At 42.5% G+C, this 20,294-nt stretch carries 16 protein-coding genes; 8 read left to right on the forward strand and 8 right to left on the reverse strand.

Annotated features, from left to right (window positions below):
• Positions 1 to 46: 46 nt before the first annotated feature.
• Entirely contained in the window at positions 47 to 1,390 is a 1,344-nt protein-coding gene (gene ctpB / locus MIC7126_RS0103515; protein WP_017651737.1) for a carboxyl-terminal processing protease CtpB, read from the reverse strand.
• Between the two features lie 313 nt (positions 1,391 to 1,703).
• Between ctpB and MIC7126_RS0103520 the strand changes: the two genes are divergently transcribed.
• From MIC7126_RS0103520 to MIC7126_RS0103550, 6 genes are all read left to right on the forward strand, one after another.
• Positions 1,704 to 2,402: a YdcF family protein gene (locus tag MIC7126_RS0103520; protein WP_026100009.1), complete on the forward strand. Its 699-nt coding sequence runs from the start codon at positions 1,704 to 1,706 to the stop codon at positions 2,400 to 2,402.
• A gap of 86 nt (positions 2,403 to 2,488) precedes the next feature.
• Entirely contained in the window at positions 2,489 to 3,409 is a 921-nt protein-coding gene (locus MIC7126_RS0103525; protein WP_017651739.1) for a cyclase family protein, read from the forward strand.
• Between the two features lie 699 nt (positions 3,410 to 4,108).
• Entirely contained in the window at positions 4,109 to 4,381 is a 273-nt protein-coding gene (locus MIC7126_RS0103535; RefSeq protein WP_017651741.1) for a hypothetical protein, read from the forward strand.
• Positions 4,378 to 4,743 (forward strand): clan AA aspartic protease, encoded by a 366-nt coding sequence (locus tag MIC7126_RS0103540; protein ID WP_017651742.1) that lies wholly within the window; start codon positions 4,378 to 4,380, stop codon positions 4,741 to 4,743. The genes MIC7126_RS0103535 and MIC7126_RS0103540 overlap by 4 nt, the downstream gene beginning before the upstream one ends.
• A 106-nt stretch (positions 4,744 to 4,849) precedes the next feature.
• Entirely contained in the window at positions 4,850 to 6,040 is a 1,191-nt protein-coding gene (locus MIC7126_RS0103545; RefSeq protein ID WP_017651743.1) for a DUF262 domain-containing protein, read from the forward strand.
• Entirely contained in the window at positions 6,041 to 7,123 is a 1,083-nt protein-coding gene (locus MIC7126_RS0103550; protein ID WP_238553599.1) for an MAE_28990/MAE_18760 family HEPN-like nuclease, read from the forward strand.
• Between the two features lie 43 nt (positions 7,124 to 7,166).
• On the opposite strand, the gene MIC7126_RS0103555 is transcribed toward MIC7126_RS0103550, so the two are convergent.
• Positions 7,167 to 8,381 (reverse strand): DUF790 family protein, encoded by a 1,215-nt coding sequence (locus MIC7126_RS0103555; RefSeq protein WP_026100010.1) that lies wholly within the window; start codon positions 8,379 to 8,381, stop codon positions 7,167 to 7,169.
• Entirely contained in the window at positions 8,311 to 9,876 is a 1,566-nt protein-coding gene (locus MIC7126_RS0103560) for a DEAD/DEAH box helicase family protein (RefSeq protein WP_017651746.1), read from the reverse strand. Before MIC7126_RS0103560 ends, MIC7126_RS0103555 begins: the two co-directional genes overlap by 71 nt.
• 283 nt (positions 9,877 to 10,159) lie before the next feature.
• On the opposite strand from MIC7126_RS0103560, the gene MIC7126_RS0103565 reads away from it, so the two are divergent.
• Positions 10,160 to 11,995, forward strand: a complete 1,836-nt coding sequence (locus MIC7126_RS0103565; protein WP_017651747.1) for a tetratricopeptide repeat protein — start codon at positions 10,160 to 10,162, stop codon at positions 11,993 to 11,995.
• Between the two features lie 123 nt (positions 11,996 to 12,118).
• Here MIC7126_RS0103565 and MIC7126_RS0103570 read toward each other — a convergent pair whose 3' ends face one another.
• The gene (locus tag MIC7126_RS0103570; RefSeq protein WP_017651748.1) at positions 12,119 to 13,234 is read right to left on the reverse strand and encodes an AI-2E family transporter; all 1,116 of its coding nucleotides are present in this window, start codon (positions 13,232 to 13,234) and stop codon (positions 12,119 to 12,121) included.
• A gap of 117 nt (positions 13,235 to 13,351) precedes the next feature.
• On the reverse strand, positions 13,352 to 13,540 hold the full coding sequence (locus MIC7126_RS0103575) for a hypothetical protein (protein WP_017651749.1): 189 nt from the start codon (positions 13,538 to 13,540) through the stop codon (positions 13,352 to 13,354).
• Between the two features lie 138 nt (positions 13,541 to 13,678).
• Here MIC7126_RS0103575 and ftsH point away from each other — a divergent pair, with 138 nt between their 5' ends.
• The gene (gene ftsH / locus MIC7126_RS0103580; protein WP_017651750.1) at positions 13,679 to 15,616 is read left to right on the forward strand and encodes an ATP-dependent zinc metalloprotease FtsH; all 1,938 of its coding nucleotides are present in this window, start codon (positions 13,679 to 13,681) and stop codon (positions 15,614 to 15,616) included.
• 174 nt (positions 15,617 to 15,790) lie between these two features.
• Here ftsH and opcA read toward each other — a convergent pair whose 3' ends face one another.
• The 3 genes from opcA to tal all read right to left on the reverse strand — a co-directional run bounded on the left by opcA (position 15,791) and on the right by tal (position 20,121).
• Positions 15,791 to 17,158, reverse strand: a complete 1,368-nt coding sequence (gene opcA / locus MIC7126_RS0103585) for a glucose-6-phosphate dehydrogenase assembly protein OpcA (RefSeq protein WP_017651751.1) — start codon at positions 17,156 to 17,158, stop codon at positions 15,791 to 15,793.
• Between the two features lie 165 nt (positions 17,159 to 17,323).
• Complete coding sequence (gene zwf / locus MIC7126_RS0103590) at positions 17,324 to 18,853, reverse strand: glucose-6-phosphate dehydrogenase (protein WP_017651752.1); 1,530 nt, start codon at positions 18,851 to 18,853, stop codon at positions 17,324 to 17,326.
• Between the two features lie 122 nt (positions 18,854 to 18,975).
• On the reverse strand, positions 18,976 to 20,121 hold the full coding sequence (gene tal / locus MIC7126_RS0103595) for a transaldolase (RefSeq protein ID WP_017651753.1): 1,146 nt from the start codon (positions 20,119 to 20,121) through the stop codon (positions 18,976 to 18,978).
• Between the last annotated feature and the right edge of the window lie 173 nt (positions 20,122 to 20,294).

The raw sequence follows: 20,294 nt of genomic DNA on the forward strand, positions 1-20,294 counted from the left end.
AGACACCTAGGTATCATGCAATTACATAGACTCCACAAAAGTAGCGCTAAAATTGCAAGTCTTTAGCGCGACTACTCATGGAACTAGAGGGTTGATTGACTGGAGGTGTGGCGAAGGTGCTGGTAGATAGAACTGCGATCGCTCGCGCATACTGCGGATCGTTCTGCGTCCCTACCAAATCAGGATTAGTCGCCAATTGACGCTCTTGTGCTTCTGTCAACTCCAGCTTGATATCTGGGGTAATACCTTTGTGGTTGATATCAGTGCCCTTGGGAGTGTAGTAATGGGCAATAGTCACCGCCAAACCAGAGCCATCAGTGAGTTCATGAACCGATTGCACTAAAGCTTTACCAAAGGTTTGACTACCAACAACCACCGCCCGTCTGTTATCCTTGAGTGCTCCTGTCAGGATTTCACTTGCACTGGCTGAATTACCGTCCACCAATACTGCTAGAGGTAGATTAGTCAAGGCTGTGCGGTTGGCTTTCGTATCTTCAGCGCCTCCCTTGCGGTCTACTGTACGGACAATACCGCCATTATCCAGCCACATCCGAGCAATTTCAATGCTCGCCTGCAACAAACCACCGGGATTTCCCCGCAAATCTAACACATAGCCGTTAACTTGCTTACCATTCAAATCTCGGATAGCTCGGCGCATTTGGTCAGCGGCGTGAGAACTAAACTCCCGCAAGCGGATATAGCCAATGCGGCGATTACCTTCTTGTTTAACTGTGTAACGGACTGTAGGGACTTCGATAGTGGCTCTGGTAAGCTTTAAATCAAAAGCATTTTGACCCAATCTTCCCAACTTCAAGGTAATGGGGGTACCGGCTTTACCGCGAATCAGCTTGGATGCGTCATCCACCTTCATTTGCTGGGTGGATTTGCCATCAATAGCTAAAATTTCATCGCCTGCTTTGATTCCCGCCCTCAGTGCTGGGGAATTTTCTATGGCTTCCACAACAGTCAGGCGCTTGGTTTTTTCGTTGAATTCCATGCGAATCCCAATTCCGGAAACTTCCCCAGATGTTTGACTGGTGAGAGCTTCATACTGCTTGGGGTCCATAAAGCGGGTGTAAGGATCTCCCAACTTTTGTAAAGCCTCGCGGATAGCGACGTAAGCTTCTTCACGGGAGGAATAGTCTCTACTTAGCAGGCTTTGCCTAGTTGCTTGCCAATCTTGTTGATTAAATTTGCCATCAACATATTCACGATTTACCACTTGCCATACTTGGTCAACTACCGCTTTTGGGCTATCTTGTAGGGCGAGGGCAGCACGAACGCCGCGAGTCCAGGCAGGGCCAAATACAGATAATGTGGCTGTCGTGGCGATCGCTCCACCAATCAAAGCCACTTGGAGCGGTGAGTAACGTTTCGCAGATTGGTTCATGTATATCAGCTGAAATAATTGTGTTTTTGACAGTTTAGCAATCAGGTTTTCCAGAAATTTTTAAGTTTTTCTACTCAATTTCAGCAACAGTCTTTTCATCATTTTTACTTTAGTTAATGATGCTAAAAATTTTGCTGTACTTCTTTACAATGATTTCCCACTTTCCTAGATTTTTCCGGAACGTCTATCTGGAATATGTGACACTTTCCTCGATGTCAAGTTTACACCCCCAATGCTTTTTATAAGATAGCACTTTAGTCTCGTACTTGCAGGTGTTTTACTCATTCATTAGTTACACTTTGTTATCCATAGCATGAAACGTCAACGACTTTTAAAATCATCAATTTCTCAGAGGATAAAAATCACAAAGCTGTGGCAACGATTACAAAAATTTGTTTGTGGATTGTGCTTTGCTTTGGGTATTTGGTTAATTTTTACCACTATTACTTTAATTTCTGTATCGTCTCAACCTGTCAATGGCTTGTTTGTGCTAGGCGGTAGCATTCAGCGGGAAATCTACGTAGCCGAGGCTGCAAAAAGATACCCCCAAATCCCAATTTTGATTTCTCAGGGTTCTCCAGACCCTTGTGTGTGGCTGATTTTTCAACGAGAAGCCGCAGACTTATCAAACGTGTGGTTAGAAAAGTGCGCCGACTCTACTTGGGGAAATTTTTATTATGGTATTACGATTCTGCGGCGTTGGGGAGTGACTAAAGTCACGTTAATCACTTCCCAATCACACCTCCCCAGGGCGAAATGGATAGCACAGATACTTTTTGGCGCTAATCGTATTTGGGTAGATGTGGAGGTAGTCCCAGAGCGAGGTGTACCAGGAAACCGTGAATCTTGGCTAAAAACAGGCTTAGATGTAACCCGTAGCTTGTTGTGGGCAGTTTTTAGCCCAATTATACAGCCACAATGCTCACAAGTAATCAGACTGGCGGATGTGGATATGTCAGCTTGGGAGCTGCAAGGATTTAAATGTGAACGTCAGGGGAATTTAGAGAGATGAGATAGCCGCTACGTCTATTTCAATAATCAAATAAATATAAGTCTCATAATACTAGAATCAAATATGAGTCTTATAATACTAGCCAAATGAAAAAACTCATAGTTCTGTTTTTAATTCCTCTGTTCATCCTGATTATTTGTCTACCTCTCAACGCCGCACAAGCACGCTCGACACTTCCCTTGTGGCAGGTTTATCAGCAATCTTTGAAAACAGCTAAATACGTTGACCTCACCCATACAATTACTCCGAAAATCCCTGTATGGGGAGGATTTGCCACGTCAAAGTTTGAGCCAACAATCAATCCTAAAACATTGCAACCATACACTTATGCAAAAGATGGTTTTGAAGCAACTCATTACGACCTTTCCACAGATCAATTAGGCACACAATTAGATCCGCCAGCTCATTGGAGTCCTGATTATCCGGCGATTGATGAATTACCTGCAACTTTTGCTGTGCGTCCTTTGGTGGTAATTCCCATTCAGGACAAGGTGGCGAAAGACCCTAACTATCATCTTACGGTGCTAGATATTCAAGATTGGGAAAGGCAACATGGTAGAATCCCTGAAGGTTCGGTGGTATTTGTGCGCTCTGATTGGTCTAAGGAATGGCCAAATCCTGAACTAGCTAAGAGAACTAAATTTCCTGGAGTGAGTTTGGCGGCGCTGAAGTTTCTACATTTGCAACGTAAAATTTTATTCCACGGTCATGAACCGCTAGACACAGATAGTACGCCTACTCTGGAAGGTGAAGCTTGGCTATTGAGGAATGGCTATACCCAAGCAGAAGGTGTGGCAAATTTGGATAAAGTGCCACAAACAGGCGCATTGGTGGCGATAGGCTATCCGAAATTTCAAGGCGGTTTGGGTGGTTATGCTCGTTTTATTGCTATTTGTCCGCCGAATTGGCAATATGGTGTGTCAGTCGGTCAGATTCCCGAATCACCCTTGCAAAAAGCTGATAAACCACTGCGTTGGAACCCAGATTTAGGCGTAAGAGTGAGGTAATATCATGAAAGACACTAACCTTAGCGATGCACTTGCTGAGGCTGTAGAAGAATGGCTAAATAAGCCAGAAAACCGAGAAATAATTCAAAGGCACAATTTGAAGCTTGAAGAATAGGCGATCGCCTAGGAATATAGAAGGGAGATAGTAGTCGAGAGTTGAGGGGATTTATAGTGAGCGATCGCCCATTTTGTGCTAACGTAACTCATTCACAAGTCTTTGATGCTCATTAATGAAGCTTGGAACTGGGTTAATGAGGCTTAGAACTGCGTTAATGAAGCTCTGAACTCAATTAATGAAGCTTGGGACTGCGTTAATGAGTCTTTGAACTCGATTAATGAGCCTTGGAACTGCGTTAATGAGTCTTTGAACTCGATTAATGAGCCTTGGAACTGCGTTAATGAGGCTATGAACTTCATTAAAGAGGCTTTGGGGTCTGACAAATAAAAAAATATCTAATTCTCTTGTGGGGTAGCCTTATACACTGGGCAGGCTTTCTGGCCCGCCCCGCAATATGGGATAATTTATTTCTCGGAGTTTCTTTGATACTTGTTTAGAAGATAAATTAAACGAAACTTAAAAAAATTATAGGTAAAGTTAGATTTCATTTTTCCGTCTAACTTACCCAAATTTATAGTCAACCACATTACTACATAACTTAGTATTAAAATTAGTGTACAGATTGAAAAAGGAGCCAGAAAGTGCAAGCCATACTTTTAAGCCGTGAAGAAGTTGCACGACGTGCTAAAGAACTATACGAAAATAGCATTCGGCAACAAGTAGAAACAGAAGAAAATATTGGTAAAATGGTAATTATTAATGTAGAAAATGGTGAATATGCAGTTGATAAACTAGGCATAGAATCAGCACATTTTTTACGACGTAATAATCCCTATGCTCGACTTTTTGGCATTCGCATTGGTTACAAAGTTGCAGCTTCTTTCGGTGGTGAAATGGAGCGTGATTATCTGTGATTTCTGGTATTGTCAAGAATGGACGCCCAACCGTTAACGTAATTTTTAGACTGCCTAATCAACCAAATTTTACCATTGAATTTGTTATTGACACAGGTTTTACAGAATTTCTGTCTCTACCCCCAGCCGCAGTCACTGTGTTGGGTTTTCCTTTTGTTTATGACATGTATGTAAATTTAGCTGACAATAGTAATGTCTTATTGCCAGTACATAAAGCTTCCATTATTTGGAATCGAGAAGAACAAGAAGTGTATCTACTGGCTGCAGGACAGCGACCTTTATTAGGTAGAGCTTTACTTGATGAGCATGAACTTGTAATTCAGTTTACTGAGGGCGGTTTAGTAACAATTGATCAATTGTAGTCGCTTTCTGGATAGTTATGCAGGTGTTTTGTGAATCTGTAGACTAAAGTTTTCTATTATAATCAGTACATACATTACAAAAGTCAAAAGGCAAAATGAAATTAATATGAGTTCAAATAGTCACTTGATTTTAGGTGAAACATTCATTTCTCACAATAGGTTGGATATTTCTCCAGTATTTCTTTCGGACAATGAAATTAATGACAAATACAAGAAAGGAGAGATAAGAATTGTAACGGAACAAGCTCGTTACCCACTTGATAGTATAAAAACTATGCTTGACAGTAAAAAATATATCCGAAATCCTGAATATCAGCGCAGAAAAAGATGGGACGATACTCGAAAATCACGTTTAATAGAATCATTCATAATGAATGTACCTATTCCACCTATATTTCTGTATGAAATAGATTATTCTATTTATGAAGTAATGGACGGACAGCAAAGACTAACGGCTATCTATGATTTTTATAAAGGAAAATTTAAGCTGGAAGGATTGGAATATTGGCAGGAACTTAATGGACGAAAATATCAAGATTTGCCTGAGCAGGTGAAAAGAGGTATAGATAGGCGCTATTTATCCTCTATTGTCTTATTACAAGAAACAGCTAAAAGCCAAGAAGAAGCTGAATATCTCAAACAGATAGTTTTTGAGAGACTGAATAGTGGAGGGGAGAAACTAACTCCACAAGAAACAAGAAATGCCTTGCATAATGGCAAGTTTAATCGGTTATGTATAAAACTTGCTGAAAATGACTCTTTTCGTAAAATGTGGAATCTACCTTTAGAAAGTGAAGGAGAAGAAAAATTACTTGAAAGCGAATCTTATCGTAGAATGGAAGATGTTGAATTAGTTTTACGATTCTTTGCTTATCGCCATGTAGATAATTTAAAATCCCCAGTGGACAAATTTTTAGATGAGTATTTAAAGCAAGCAAATGATTATTCAGATGAAACAATAAAAAGTCTTGAAACCCTTTTCCAAGAAACTATAAATTTAATTTACTCTGTACTAGGAGATTTAGCTTTTATACCACCAAAAGAAAAGCGTGACAGGAAAACGCCATTGAAAACTATTTATGATCCACTAATGCAGGTATTCGCAAATAATATTTCTCACAAAGAAAGTTTGATAAAAAATAAAACATTGATTAAAAAGAATTTATATTTAGCTAAAGAATTACTATACATCAAGGAAGAAAATAATAGATTCCTTTTTGATGGGAGATACAATAACAAAAAAGATGTAGAAGCACGCATCAATTATTTTCATAATTTTCTGCAAAGCTATATTTAATTGACTTTGATAGAAATTATGAATGCGGAATCTCTGGAGAGCTTTAAAAAAGAAATAAATCAAATCAGAGAATATTTAAAACATATTGAATATGTAAATAATGTTGCTGGTTATACTATTTTGGAAACGGATAATAAGCAAATTCAAACATTGCTAAATACGCTAAAGAATCACTATAAAGCTTTTGGAACCGAGAAAAAATTATTTGAATATAAAGCATCTATTATTTCACTTTATGGGCTGCTCGAAAAGTACGTTGAAATCTGGATTAAAGAGTATCTTAATTCACTGTCTAGCCTGATAGTTGAGTATAGCAATATGGACGAAAAAATTAGAGACAATCATTTTGAACTTTCTTTAAAACTCATAAATACTATTATAAGTAGGGAAAGTGTCAAATATCAACACCTTACAAAAGAGGAGGTGTTAAAGAAGCTAAATCAATGTATTGTCAGTCCTACAAGCTATCAAATAAATACCGAAGCATTTGTCATTTTATCGGGCAACTTAAAACATAATAAAATTGTAGATTTATTCAAATACTTAAATGTTGATTTGAACAGTGGATTAGCTAAAAATGAAAGTCTTAGCAATGAAATTGGCTTAAAAACAAATGAAATCTCCAGAGTAGAAAAAGACATTTTATATAATAAAATAAATGATTTAGTTGAAAGGAGAAATCAAATTGCTCACGGTTCAGAAAAATTGGATGATATCTTAAGTACATCTGGATTAGAGCCTTATATTCAATTTTTAGAAAAATATTGCCAAGCTATTTTTGAAACGTTAGTTGAAGAAGTTATCAAACAAGAATCAATACACACTTTTCAAAAAATAAAAAAAGTGATTAACGTCTTTGGCAATAAAGTATTGGCGTTTGAAATTGACAATTATAATATAAAAGTTGGAGATATGCTGATCATCGAAACGAGAGAAGGAAAATTTTACAAAAAGTCTATTTTGACAATTCAGTTAAACAACGAACCATATGAAGAAATTACAGTTTTAGAGAAAACGAATATTGCTGTAAGTGTTGAACACAAAATTAAAGATAATCAAACATTTTATATAGAAAAGCGGTAGTTTCATTGAATCAGTATATTAATAAGTAATTTGTCCTAAAAGTTTAATCCATAACTGCTAACACAGCTTTCGGTAATAATTTATCTTTAAACCAAATAATTCTAGCGGGGACATCGTTTAATTTCACTCCCGCTTTTTCTAAATTCAATCGCTCGGAAATTGCCAATATTAAGTTATCACATCCGGCACGCCGCACTTGAGAAAACTTTTTTTGTAAGTATTCTGGACGCCAATAACCAACTATTTCTAATAAATAACTTCTACCATCAGGATGGACTAGGCGAAAGTCGGGAATCATGACGCTACCGGGGATGGGAATTAAATCGACTTCTCGCTCTAGAAACCAGTCGGATTTTAATGCATCCCATTTATCGGCGAAGGATGCTTCTAACATGCTGTCGTAGGGTTTACCAGGGGAGTAGTGAGAGACTAAACCGCATTCAGAATTGAGGGTGAAGCGTCCGGTTCTCCAGGTGTTGGTGTAGGTGTCGCGGTTTTTTAAGGTAGCTGCGAGGCTCCATTTAGTAACGTGGAGTAGGGCAGGAATCATTTTGGCGATCGCTAACCCGTAACGTGTACTAGGATTAAATAAGCTGGTCGGCCCGTCAATGGTAATTGTAAACCCGTGGTCGGCATCGCCCTCAATATAAGCCATTAATTGAAACAACTTTAAATAGCGAAACAATAGCTTATATTCTCCCGGAACATTGCGGTGAGCATTTAACACTAACTGACTCGCTTTATAAAACACGCCTTGTACTTGCGATAGGTTATATCGATTTAATAAATCTTGCGGTGTTGGTGCATCAAAAACTGTCAAAATTTTATTTTCTGCTAAATCTGCATACAGTCCGGTGTGGACTTGTGCTGGTAAAACTTCTCTTTCTAATTCACGGGTTAATTCATCTGCTACTTGGCTTAAAGTTTGCTGTGTTGATTCTCGACTGGGAACTGATTTTGCTGACAGCGTAAACACTCTTTCTCTTAACATCGGTGGTTCTAAGGGACTAACCACCTCGAATGTGCAAAAACTGCTTTTTAAAATATAAGCTAAACCCCGCTTGACGCGATAATCTGTGGTGTCTCCTTCAAAATCTGCTAATTGTCGCTCAAGTTCACCTTGAGTTTTGCCTACTGCTGCTTGAAAATAATTAATTAACTCCCTCGCCAAGCTCATTTGTTGGTCATCAATCTTCAACCTCTTCGGGATGATTTCTTCTCCGTTGTGGCGGTGCATCAATAGGTCTGTTGGTAACATCTTTCTTCTCGGTTGAGTAATTTATTTCTAATTGTTCAGCAGCTTTATAACTCTTTTCTTTTTTAACTTCATAAATCGGCTGCACAACTTGCAAATTCGGTTTATTTGGTTTTTCTGCTTCGCGTTTCTGTTCTCCCCGTCGCCGTGCAGAAGTTCCTTCTTCGCTTGTATCTTCGGCGACGACTTCATATAAAATAGCTTGCTTGTTTTCAGTATTTCCCTTTCTTAAAACTCTGCCTAAACGCTGGATATATTCTCTTGTGGAACCAGTCCCAGATAAAATAATAGCAATAGAAGCCGCCGGGACATCAACACCTTCGTTTAAAACATGGGAAGCAATGAGAGTGTTATATTCACCTTCTCGAAATTTAGTTAATATTTCATGGCGTTCTTTGACTGGTGTTTGATGAGTGATGGAGGGAATTAATAAATCTTGGGAAATGCGATAAACGGTGGTGTTATCGGCGGTGAAAATTAAAATTCTTTCAGGAAAATGCTTGGTTAATAAATTAGCCAGAATTCGCAATTTCCCATCAGTCCCCAGAGCGATTTCCTTGGCTTCGCGGTGAGCTAACATGGCTCTGCGTCCAGTTTGCGATCGCGCACTCATTTGCACGAACATTTGCCAACCTTGAATGCTTCCTAAAGAAATGCGAGATTGTTTTAAAAAATCGTTGCGGAGTTGAATTAATTCGTTGTATCTTTCCCTTTCTTGTGGCGATAACTTCACCTTCATTTGCACGATTTCATGTTCAGCTAATGCCTTCCCCGCTAAATCTTCAGCGCGTTTGCGATATACTTCTCTACCAATTAAGATATTTAAATCAGCGTGTTTACCATCGGTGCGTTCTGGTGTGGCTGAGAGTCCGAGACGATAGGGAGCGATCGCATATTCGGCAATGACGCGACTAAAATCAGTGGGTAAATGGTGACACTCGTCAAAAATCAGCAATGCATATTGATTTCCCAAAGTTTCGGCATGAATCGCTGCACTATCATATGTTGCCACTAAAATAGCCGTCCTATCCTTAGAACCACCGCCCAGCAATCCCACATCAGCGTCAGGAAACGCAGCCACTAAATGTGCGTACCACTGGTGCATCAAATCTAAAGTCGGGACAACAATTAGGGTGGTGCGGGGCGTCGCTTGCATCGCCATTTGCGCTAAATAAGTCTTTCCCGCCGCCGTGGGCAGCACCACAACCCCCTGTCTTCCTGCCAGTTTCCAAGCCGCTAATGCCTCATCTTGGTGGGGGTAAGGCGTCATTTCTAAACTGGGGATTAAATCTATCGGATAGAATTCCTTAGCTTCGTCGATAAAATCAATTTCTTCAGCTTGTAGTGCTTCCACTAAACAGCGGTATCTAATTGCTGGGAAACGAAACTTTTCCACTCGATCATCCCACGTGGCGTAGTCCATCCAAGCTTTACCGCGTGGTGGTGGATGCAAAATCAGAGTACCACGATTAAAGGTGAGTGTGGGGGTGCGAGGCATTGGGGATGAAGGATGAAGGATGAAGTATGAAGTATGAAGGATGAGGGATGAAAGGTGTGGGATGTAGATGCACAGCGGAGCGCTGCAGGCTAGGATTAGGGGGTGTTTTTTTTAAGCCTCGGTTTTTAATCTTCGGTTCTTTGATTATTAATACCGCAAAAAGTGCATGAGCGTGAATCCACAAACTAATTTCACCCTTCAGACTTCAGACTTCATACTTCCCACTTCCCACTTCATCCTTGTCTAGAATGGGAATTGATGTAACGTTGTCGAAATAGCTAAAGTGTCAGAATCTCTGTCATTGCGCGATCGCTATCTGGCTTTAATTGATGATATTGTGCAATCTACCCTCAAAGGGCAGATTAGCTCGGTTGAGCAAGTATATCAGATGTTGCTCAAGGACTTGACTCCTGGGACAGGGGAAGTGTTTGAGTTGGCTTTGAGCGATCGGTTAAACATCATTCAAAACCAAGCGGATGGCGAAGCCGATGAACTCAAGAAAGCGAAAGCCACTCGCAGCTTAAGAGCAATTAAGACGATTCAAAGTCAATGGCAACGTTGGCAAGAACATAATAAAGCAACAGAAGCGATCGTGCTTGCGGTCAGGGAAATCACCACAGCAGCTGCGCCTGAACGCCTAGCGACACTGTTACGCTTCACCGATCCTAATCAAAAGTATCCGTTTAATGTCCAACAGCTACAGCAGTTAGCAAAATCTCTGCAACAATTTGCTCAAGCTGATGCTGATTTACAACAAATTTCCATCGGGGTGACACGTGGTTTAGCTGCTTGGCAACGATTGCAAGACCATCTGGTAAGCTGGATGTATGAGCAAAATCGAGACTTGGGATTTGGTGGTGTACCCGGTGAAAAAGGCCCTTGGGCAACATGGGCAAAACAAGTAAGTAGCCAGTTACCCCAAGGTTTGTTCCGCACTCTCGCTATGGAACAATCAGCAATTCAATTTATCGAACAGCAACGCAGCGTCACCCTTGGTGAATGGGTGGAATTAGCACTGATTTTGCAGTATTTGCAACGAGGGTTAGTTAATTGGTTTGACCAGCAAACTTATAACATTGAAGCTGGATCAAAATTATCTATTTCCACCTTCTTGACTTTTGCAGTGATTTGGAGTCAGTTAGCCAGCGGTTTTCAAAAAATTGCTGCAGCTTACAGTGATGGTTGTTCGCAAATCATGCTGCAAATTCTGCGAACCTTTAGCCAGCGTCCATATTTTCCCTTATATGGCGGGATATTTGCTTCCTTTACCGGCAGTTATTTAAGAAATGCACTTGATTATCTAGATGAACCGCTGCGACAAGCGGAAGGTACTCAAGAAAAAGCGCGGATTTTGACACTTTTAGGTTACTCACAGCGAGCGATGGGACAATATCAGCGCTCAATCGCTTTTCATCAACAAGCAGTAGAAATCGCCAGAAACGCAGGCGATCGCCCTTGTGAAATTGCTAATCTCAACCACCTCAGCCGCACCTACGTTCAAGAGCAAAATTACGCCGAGGGGATTAATTATAGCCAACGCGCCCTGATTCTCAGTCGCCAAGCAGGCGATCGCCTCGGCGAAACCAATGCACTAGTAAATCTCGGCTATAGCGAAGTTATGCAAGCGCAACAGCTAGAACAACTAGAACCAGAAACCTATGAAATGGCGATTAATTATCTACAACAAGGTTTAAAATTATCAGAAAAATTAGGCGATATTCAAGGTAAAGCTTTGTGTTTAAGTAGCATTGGCATTGCTTATCAAGTCATGCAACAACCAGAGAATGCTATTAAAAATTTAGAAGCAGGCTTTAATGCTGCTCAAATGTCAGGTGACTTGTATTTACAAGGATTAAATTTAACAACTTTAGCTGAAGTAAATTATAGCCAAGCAAACTTCACCAGAGCCATTTACACAGGTTGTTTAGGCATGTATTTGTTAAACCAAATTGCTTCTCGTGAATGGCGAAAATCAGCCGGGTTACTGACAATTCTCTACAATCAAATGGGTGAAACAGCATTCCAAAATGCACTGCAACAGCATCGCCCGAAATTGATTGCCATCATCGGCGTAGATGGTTACGATTACATTCCTAAATTGTTAGAAGAATATCGATAGGGAATGGGTAATTGGTAATGGGTAATTGGTAATGGGTAATCGGTAATGGGAAAGAAAAATACAGTTTAAGTTGTTCCCAATTCCCAATCACCTTTTTCCCAATTACCAATTCCCTGCTATGGCTCAATTTTCTGCTTTGTTTTTGTCATCATTATCTGTGACTTCATCTAAATCTGCAGATGCAGCACTTCCTACTAATTGATTATGTTCTTGATGATCATTTCTCCATTCATCCAAAACATCTTTAATCAAAACTTCCTGTAGCCAAATCTTGGCGACAACAGTAAGAGGTAGGGCGAGAAACAAGCCTAAAAAACCGAAGAATGTCACAAAAAATAGCTGGGCGATCAGTGTCACGGCTGGTAGCAGGGAAACTTGATGAGCCATGACAACAGGTGTGATGAAATTGGTTTCGACTTGTTGGATGAAGATGTAGAGCACAATCACCGCAACGCATTTCCAGGGAGAATCTAAAAGAGCGATCGCCATTGCGGGAACTACACTTAATGTAGGGCCAATATTAGGAATTAAGTTCATAAATCCTGCGAGAACTGCTAGCGCCAGTGCTGCTCTCACTCGTAAAATTGACAAGCCAATCACACTCATCAGCCCGACAACCAACACCGCAAAACCTGCGCCAGTTATCCATCCTCCTAATGAGTCATCGCATTTGTCTAAAATCCCATCCACGCGCCGCCGATAAAATGAGGGAAATAGCCGCACAAATACTTTACGATAAGCGTGAGGGTCAGCTAATAACATCCCTGTCAGCACCAGCACCAAGAAGATTTTGACGACAACTTCTAAGGAACCGGAAACAAACGCGAAAGAGTTCCCTACTAATTTATTGACAAATGGCTGTGCTTGCTGTACTAAACTATCTATGTTAGGGATGTAATTAGTCAACTGACTAGGGGCATAACTTTTAAGTTCATCCAGCCAAGTGTTAAAACGCTGGAAACCTTGGGGCACCCTAAATGTTAATTCTTGGAACTGCTGTACGAAAGGTGGCACAATCAGCAAGAAGAAACCGATAATGCCAGCAAAAAAGATACCAACTGCTAGGAGTACAGCAACTCCTCGTTTCATTCCCAAGCGTTCGAGGTTTTGCGCCAGTCGATTCAAGGTGGCGGCTAAAACAACTGCTGCAAACATCAGCAACAGCACTTCTCGAATTTGCCACAAGATATATAGAGAAAGAACTATGGCGATTAAACCGATCCATTGACCTAAATTCACAAGCTGACCCCCAGCAGTCGTCTAATGCAGCTAAGTTAGCCGATTTTAGCAACTCCGGTCTAGTAGTCTATGGGCAGGTTGTCGGCGCTTATTGTCCCATTCCCCATTGCCCACACCCTAATTTTGCCGCAATTGGAATCGCCAGAGTAGAGCGATCGCTAAAATTATATTTGGCAGCAAAACCATAATCAGGGCGTTGGTGTCTGTCCCCGGAATCGCTAGACTTGGTGCTGCGTACTTAATCAACAGCGACAGCACAGCCGAGAGTAGAAAGACCTTCAGAACCAATCCCAACTGATTTTCCATAAAAGTTCGGCAATACACATCTTTTGGTGGGGTGTACACGAATTTGGCGCACACCGTCTCATCTCTAGAATAGACCCATAGATACAAATCTTTGCAAAATATATCTCATAAGAAATTCAATTTAGAGGGTACATCAAAATGCCAGTTGAAACCAATAACAAAAACCAAATGAAACCGCCTAGGTGGCGACAATTTGGTGGTAGCTTTTTAATTTTATTAACTCTGTTACTACTGCTGAATTTAATTGTGCCGAGTTTCTTCGGCCCGCGATTACCGCAAGTTCCTTATAGTGATTTTATTGTCCAAGTAGAAGCGGGGAAAGTGGATAAAGCGATTGTGGGTGGCGATCGCATTCAATATTCTCTGAAAACTCAAACCCCCGATGGACAACCTACAGAAGAAGTATTCGCTACTACACCAGTGGCGATTGACTTAGATTTACCAAAGATTCTCCGTGAGCATAACGTTGAGTTTGCAGCCCCACCACCAGATCAAAATGGCTGGATTGGAACTCTACTCAGCTGGATTGCACCACCGTTAATTTTCTTTGCTATTTGGGGCTTTTTAATTAATCGTCAAGGTGGCGGCCCGGCGGCGTTGACGGTAGGTAAAAGCAAAGCCCGAATTTCATCTGACGGTAGCACAGGTGTGAAATTTAGTGACGTGGCTGGTGTTGATGAAGCCAAAGCCGAACTAGAAGAAATTGTTGATTTCTTGAAAAACGCTGCCAAATACACCAACTTAGGGGCGAAAATTCCTAAAGGTGCATTGCTGGTAGGGCCGCCAGGGACGGGGAAAACACTATTAGCAAAAGCGATCGCTGGTGAAGCTGGTGTACCATTTTTCAGCATTTCTGGTTCAGAATTTATCGAATTATTCGTCGGTGTAGGCGCAGCGCGAGTCCGCGACTTGTTTGAACAAGCCAAAAAACAAGCCCCTTGTATCGTCTTCATTGACGAGTTAGACGCCCTGGGTAAATCTCGCGGTGGTGCTGGTGGTTTTGTCGGTGGTAACGATGAACGGGAACAAACGCTCAACCAATTACTCACCGAAATGGACGGTTTTGACGCCAACACAGGCGTAATTATCATCGCTGCGACTAACCGCCCCGAAGTCCTAGATCCCGCCCTCCGCCGTCCTGGTCGCTTTGACCGTCAAATTGTGGTTGACCGCCCTGATAAAATCGGTCGGGAAGCGATTCTCAAAGTTCACGCCAGAAACGTCAAATTAGCTGATGATGTCAATTTAGCTACCATCGCTATCAGAACTCCTGGCTTTGCTGGTGCAGATTTAGCTAATTTAGTCAATGAAGCCGCTCTGTTAGCAGCTAGAAAAAATAGCCAAGCTGTGAACATGGCAGATTTCAACGAAGCGATCGAGCGCCTAATAGCTGGTTTAGAAAAACGTTCTCGTGTTCTCAACGAAACAGAGAAGAAAACCGTAGCTTATCACGAAGTTGGTCACGCCATCATCGGTGCTTTGATGCCCGGCGCTGGTAGAGTGGAGAAAATCTCTGTAGTACCTCGTGGTGTGGGTGCTTTGGGCTACACAATTCAGATGCCAGAAGAAGACCGCTTCTTGATGGTTGAAGACGAAATTCGCGGACGGATTGCTACTTTATTAGGTGGACGTTCTGCAGAGGAAATCATTTTCGGCAAAGTATCTACTGGTGCTGCCGATGACATCCAAAAAGCTACTGATATGGCAGAAAGATCGATTACGATCTACGGCATGAGCGATAAACTAGGGCCAGTAGCTTTTGAAAAAGTCCAGCAACAGTTTATCGAAGGCTATGGTAATCCCCGGCGTTCCATCAGCCCCCAAGTAGCGGAAGAAATTGACCGCGAAGTCAAGCAGATAGTTGATAATGCCCATCATATAGCCTTGAGTATTCTGCAACAGAACCGCAACTTACTCGAAGAAACAGCCCAAGAATTGTTGCAAAAAGAAATCTTGGAAGGAACTCAACTCAGAGAACGCCTCCAGCAAGCAACGGCTCCAGAGGAAATGGCAGAATGGTTGCGGACAGGTAAGTTATCCCAAGATAAACCATTGTTGCAATCTATTTTGAATTAACAATTTGTGATTGTATTTGCAAAGCGTAGGTCAAGCCTACGCTTTTTTTTAGGTGTTGCTGATGGAATTGGCGTTATACCAATTCACGAAAAAGTTGATACAGATAGATTTCTCGTAGGGGCGAACGGTTGTTCGCCCTTTCTTCTCATTGAAAATTTAGCCCTTGCTTCTCAATTACAACTTGAGAGCCTTCGCCACAATTGCCAAACTGTCCTCAAACAACGCCTCATGTCCCCAGCGTTGCACCTGCTGACTCAGCAACACTTCAGCTTTTTGTTCAGAAAGAGAACTCACTTGTTGAAACAAGCCTGCAGATTGGGCGCCACCGTGGGTTTCCATCCGCATACAACCGCCAGTTTCTGAACAAATTACAGTACCACAATTTGCTTGCGGATTAGTGGAACTCAAACGCAAAGCAATTAAATCTCCCGCAATATCACCTGCATCTGCAACGGGAACGCCTGCTAATTCAGCTTCTATTTGTCGCTGGTCTTGGGCGAGAAAAGAGATTTTTGAGATTTCATAATCTCCCTTTTCTAGTTGATAAGAAACAGGTAACCATTCCAACCGGCTCGCCAACCAACCTAAATACAGCAACGCTTGGCCGGGGTTGCCTTTTTCGTAATCAATTGTCACGCGGTCAACTTCTTTTAAAGCCGCGCGACGTTGGGGTGGGTCATAAGCTTCAGCGGTTAATTCTTGCCAAGCGGCGAGGCGACGCCAGTTGAGGTCAGCCAGAGGTACACCAGCGGTTGCTAACTCTTCTAAACTGAGTAAGTCTGTTTCTGGCTTACTAAAGTTGCAAGAATCGACAATCACATTATTGCAAACTGCCGCTAGGCGCTTGAATACAGCATTGTTGGGGTCTGGTGTCGCCTTCCACCAAAGAAATTTGGGTAAGCCGCCAATCAACAAAGCGGGAATCATCCCCCCCACCCGTTCTAAAGCAACGGCTGTACCAGAAAGGGTAATGTATTCGCAGCAGATGAGTGTACTGGAAGATTGTTTTTGGATGGGGCAATAAGCAGAAACTTGAGCCTTGACGCCATCATCTTCACCTGCAATGGGACACAGAGCAATGATCCGGCACGGATTGCGGATGGCAATTTCATCAGCAATTCTGGGGCTAGCTGTATCTAAACCGTAACTGATATCACTCCCAGCTTTATCACCACTTGCCCCATTGCGCTGACGTTTGACGTATTCTTCTCGCAAGATAGCCAAGGTTTCTGGAGTAGCGACGCCGGTTTCCGGGAGTCCATAATTTTTTTGCGCTTCTCGCAGCGCAGCTTCTGTCTGCGGCCCTAAGATGCCATCAATGGGGCCGCTATAAAATCTTAAAGCCGCTAACAGATACTGAGTTTCTTCCGGTTCATAAACCACTAGAGTAAAAGTTGTGGCGCGGGTAGCAGCAGGAAGCCCACCATCTTCGCCAGTAATGCCGTAACTTTGCCAAATCTGATTCAGTTCCGCTTCGATTTCGTTGAGCGAAACATCCTTTGGCGCCTGGAGTGAAAAAATTGTGGGAGCTTGGGAAGTCATAGTAAAAGTATGAAGTGTGAAGTCTGAAGTGTGAGGTATGAAGTCTGAAGTAGGGGCGAACGGTTGTTCGCCCTTTCTTCAGTAGGGGCGAACAACCGTTCGCCCTTTCTTCATTTTCACCAAATGTTTAGGATGAAGTATGAAGTCTGAAGTCTGAAGTCCTTTCTACAGTCGGCGCCAGCGACGACCATCTTGATTAATCAAGAATTCTGCCTCTGCTGGTTCCCAGGTACCTGCTTCGTATTCGGGAATGATGGTGGGGTCTGCGGGTGCATCCCACACAGAAAGGGCTGGTGTAACTACCTGCCAAGCCGCTTCTACTTCGTCTGAACGGGTGAATAATGTTTGGTCGCCCATCATACAATCAAGGAATAGGCGATCGTAAGCGTCAGAAGTTGCTTGGATACCAAAGGAGCCGTAACTAAAGTCCATGTCAACGGAACGGGTGCGGAATTCTGCTCCTGGCATTTTTACATCAAAACGCAGGGAAATTCCTTCATTTGGTTGAATCCGCATGGCCAAAATGTTGGCGTTGGCTTGTTGAGCGGCGGATTGAAATAATCTAGAAGGAACATCGCGGAAATGGATGGAAATCTCACTGACTTTTTTCGGCATCCGTTTTCCCGTCCGTAGGTAGAAGGGGACACCTTTCCAGCGCCAGTTGTCCACCAAAAACTTCATCGCTACATAGGTGGGGGTGGTGGAATTAGGATTAACTCCTGGTTCTTGCCGATACCCTGGTACTGGCTGTCCTTTCATCCAGCCAGCGCTGTATTGACCGCGTACTGCGGAACGAGACAAGTTATGCACATCAGCAAGACGGGTAGCTTGTAATGCTTTGACTTTTTCCGTACGGATACTGTCAGCATCCATCGCGTTAGGTACTTCCATTGCTGTCAAGCAATAAAGTTGCATCAGGTGGTTCTGCAACATGTCTCTTAAAGCACCGGCGCTTTCATAATATCCCGCCCGGTCTTCTACACCTACAGTTTCTGCCACGGTGATTTGCACGTGGTCAACAAACTGACGATTCCACAAAGGTTCAAAAATGGCATTGGCAAAGCGGAACACCAGCAAATTCTGGACTGTTTCTTTGCCCAAGTAGTGGTCAATGCGGTATACTTGATTTTCCTTACAGAATTTCTGCACTACTTTGTTGAGACTTTGGGCTGAGGCTAAGTCCCGACCAAAGGGCTTCTCAATTACCAGACGATGTTTGTAAGGATCATCTAGCATTCCTGCTGTCCCTAGTTGTTTAATAGCTTCGGGAAAGAAGGACGGAGCAACGGAGAGGTAAAACATCCGGTTTCCCCGTGTGCCCCGTTTTTCGTCTAATTCTGTCAATAAGTTTTTTAGCTGCTGGTAGCTTTCAGGGTTGTCTATGTCTCCGGGAGAGTAAAACAAACCTTGAGAGAAGTCTTGCCAGAGTTCCCCTAGTTCGACATTCCCATGAGCCTCTTCCATGCCTTTTTGCATTTGCTCGCGGAAGTATTCATGAGTCCACGCCCGACGTGCCACACCGACAATGGTAGTTTCTGGCGGAATGCGTCTTTCTCGCCGCAGTTTGTACAGCGCTGGGACTAGTTTGCGCCAGGTAAGATCACCAGAAGCGCCGAAAATGACTATAATTTGGGGTTCGGGCATCCCTTGTTGTTGCAGACCAACGCGCAAGGGATTTTCTAGCAGACTGACCATAAGAGTTTAGATTTGAGAGTTTGGGTTTTGGGTTGTGGACTGGGGTTTGGGGTTTGGGGTTTGGGCACTTTACTTTCTCTCTAGTCCCTATGCTCTATTCCCTATGCCCCAAACCCCATTTCCTACACTGGTGACAATAGCTTGACTTTGCCTTCTAAAGAGTTCATTAAGGACTGGTAAGGCTTGACAAACTTGTCGATGCCTTCAATTAGTAATTCTTTCATCACTACATTGATATCGATGTCAATGTCGGGATCTTTTAGGCTTTCGATGAGCTGGTAAGCTTCTTGAGTGCCTGTTTCTAATTGACTGGCGACATCGCAGTGGTCAGCACAGGCTGCTATTGTCGCTGGTGGTAGGGTATTCACGGTTTCTGAGCCTATTAAGGCATCGACATACATGACGTCGCTGTAACTGGGGTCTTTGGTGCTGGTGCTAGCCCAAAGTAGCCGCTGGACTTTTGCACCTTTTGCTGCTAAGGCTTGCCAGTTATCACCCTGGATAATTTTTTTGTATTCTTGATAAGCTATTTTGGCATTAGCGATCGCTACTTTACCCCGAATCGCGCCCAATTTTGTTTGCTGGGTAATGTCATCAACGCCTTTTTTCAACTTAGCATCTATCTTGGCGTCGATGTGGTTGTCGATGCGGCTGAGGAAAAAGCTAGCGACTGAAGCAATTTTGCTAATATCCTGGCCTGCAGCTAATCTTTTTTCTAAGCCGCGAATATACGCCTTAGCTGTGTTGATGTAGCTGTCTACAGAAAACAGGAGTGTGACATTAACATTAATACCATCAGCTATTACCTGTTCCACAGCGGGCAGACCGGATTCTGTGCCGGGAATTTTAATCATGACATTTTCCCGACCAATTTCTTGGAAATAGCGGCGAGCTTCGGCGATGGTAGCTGCGGTGTCATGGGCGATGGTGGGTGGGACTTCGATACTCACATAACCATCTAGTCCATTGCTGGCTTCATAAACTGGGCGCAAGATATCGCAGGCGTTGCGGATATCTGCGAAAATCAGGGATTCATAGATTTTGTATGTTGGTAATTGGGCATGAATTCCGGCCTCAATATCAGCATCATAAATTACATTGCCGGCGATCGCTTTTTCAAAAATAGCTGGGTTGGAGGTAATCCCAGCGATACCCTGATTTTCCACCAAGTCCTGGAGTTCACCTGATTGGATAATGTCACGGCTTAAGTTATCCATCCAGATACTTTGACCGTATTGTTTAATTTTTAGTAGATGATTGGTGGTCATAGCTATATTTGTTTCACTCCTATTGAGGATGTTTTGTAGTGAATTTGGCACGACCCATCAAGTTTTGATGGTGACTTTTGCATTTTGGCTCTGCCAATCACTTATCGCATCGACCAGCTGAGATAGTCTTTGATACCGCTATTGTGCATCCCCAATCTGTGTCTCAGATTAAG

The organism is Fortiea contorta PCC 7126, from assembly GCF_000332295.1.
GTDB lineage: Bacteria > Cyanobacteriota > Cyanobacteriia > Cyanobacteriales > Nostocaceae > Fortiea > Fortiea contorta.

Bases quoted from the DNA above. Each gene is read 5' to 3' on its own strand.
- ctpB (WP_017651737.1), bottom strand. From the start codon at position 1,390: ATGAACCAATCTGCGAAACGTTACTCACCGCTCCAAGTGGCTTTGATT.
- MIC7126_RS0103520 (WP_026100009.1), top strand. From the start codon at position 1,704: ATGAAACGTCAACGACTTTTAAAATCATCAATTTCTCAGAGGATAAAA.
- MIC7126_RS0103525 (WP_017651739.1), top strand. From the start codon at position 2,489: ATGAAAAAACTCATAGTTCTGTTTTTAATTCCTCTGTTCATCCTGATT.
- MIC7126_RS0103545 (WP_017651743.1), top strand. From the start codon at position 4,850: ATGAGTTCAAATAGTCACTTGATTTTAGGTGAAACATTCATTTCTCAC.
- MIC7126_RS0103555 (WP_026100010.1), bottom strand. From the start codon at position 8,381: ATGTTACCAACAGACCTATTGATGCACCGCCACAACGGAGAAGAAATC.
- MIC7126_RS0103560 (WP_017651746.1), bottom strand. From the start codon at position 9,876: ATGCCTCGCACCCCCACACTCACCTTTAATCGTGGTACTCTGATTTTG.
- MIC7126_RS0103575 (WP_017651749.1), bottom strand. From the start codon at position 13,540: ATGGAAAATCAGTTGGGATTGGTTCTGAAGGTCTTTCTACTCTCGGCT.
- ftsH (WP_017651750.1), top strand. From the start codon at position 13,679: ATGCCAGTTGAAACCAATAACAAAAACCAAATGAAACCGCCTAGGTGG.
- opcA (WP_017651751.1), bottom strand. From the start codon at position 17,158: ATGACTTCCCAAGCTCCCACAATTTTTTCACTCCAGGCGCCAAAGGAT.
- zwf (WP_017651752.1), bottom strand. From the start codon at position 18,853: ATGGTCAGTCTGCTAGAAAATCCCTTGCGCGTTGGTCTGCAACAACAA.
- tal (WP_017651753.1), bottom strand. From the start codon at position 20,121: ATGACCACCAATCATCTACTAAAAATTAAACAATACGGTCAAAGTATC.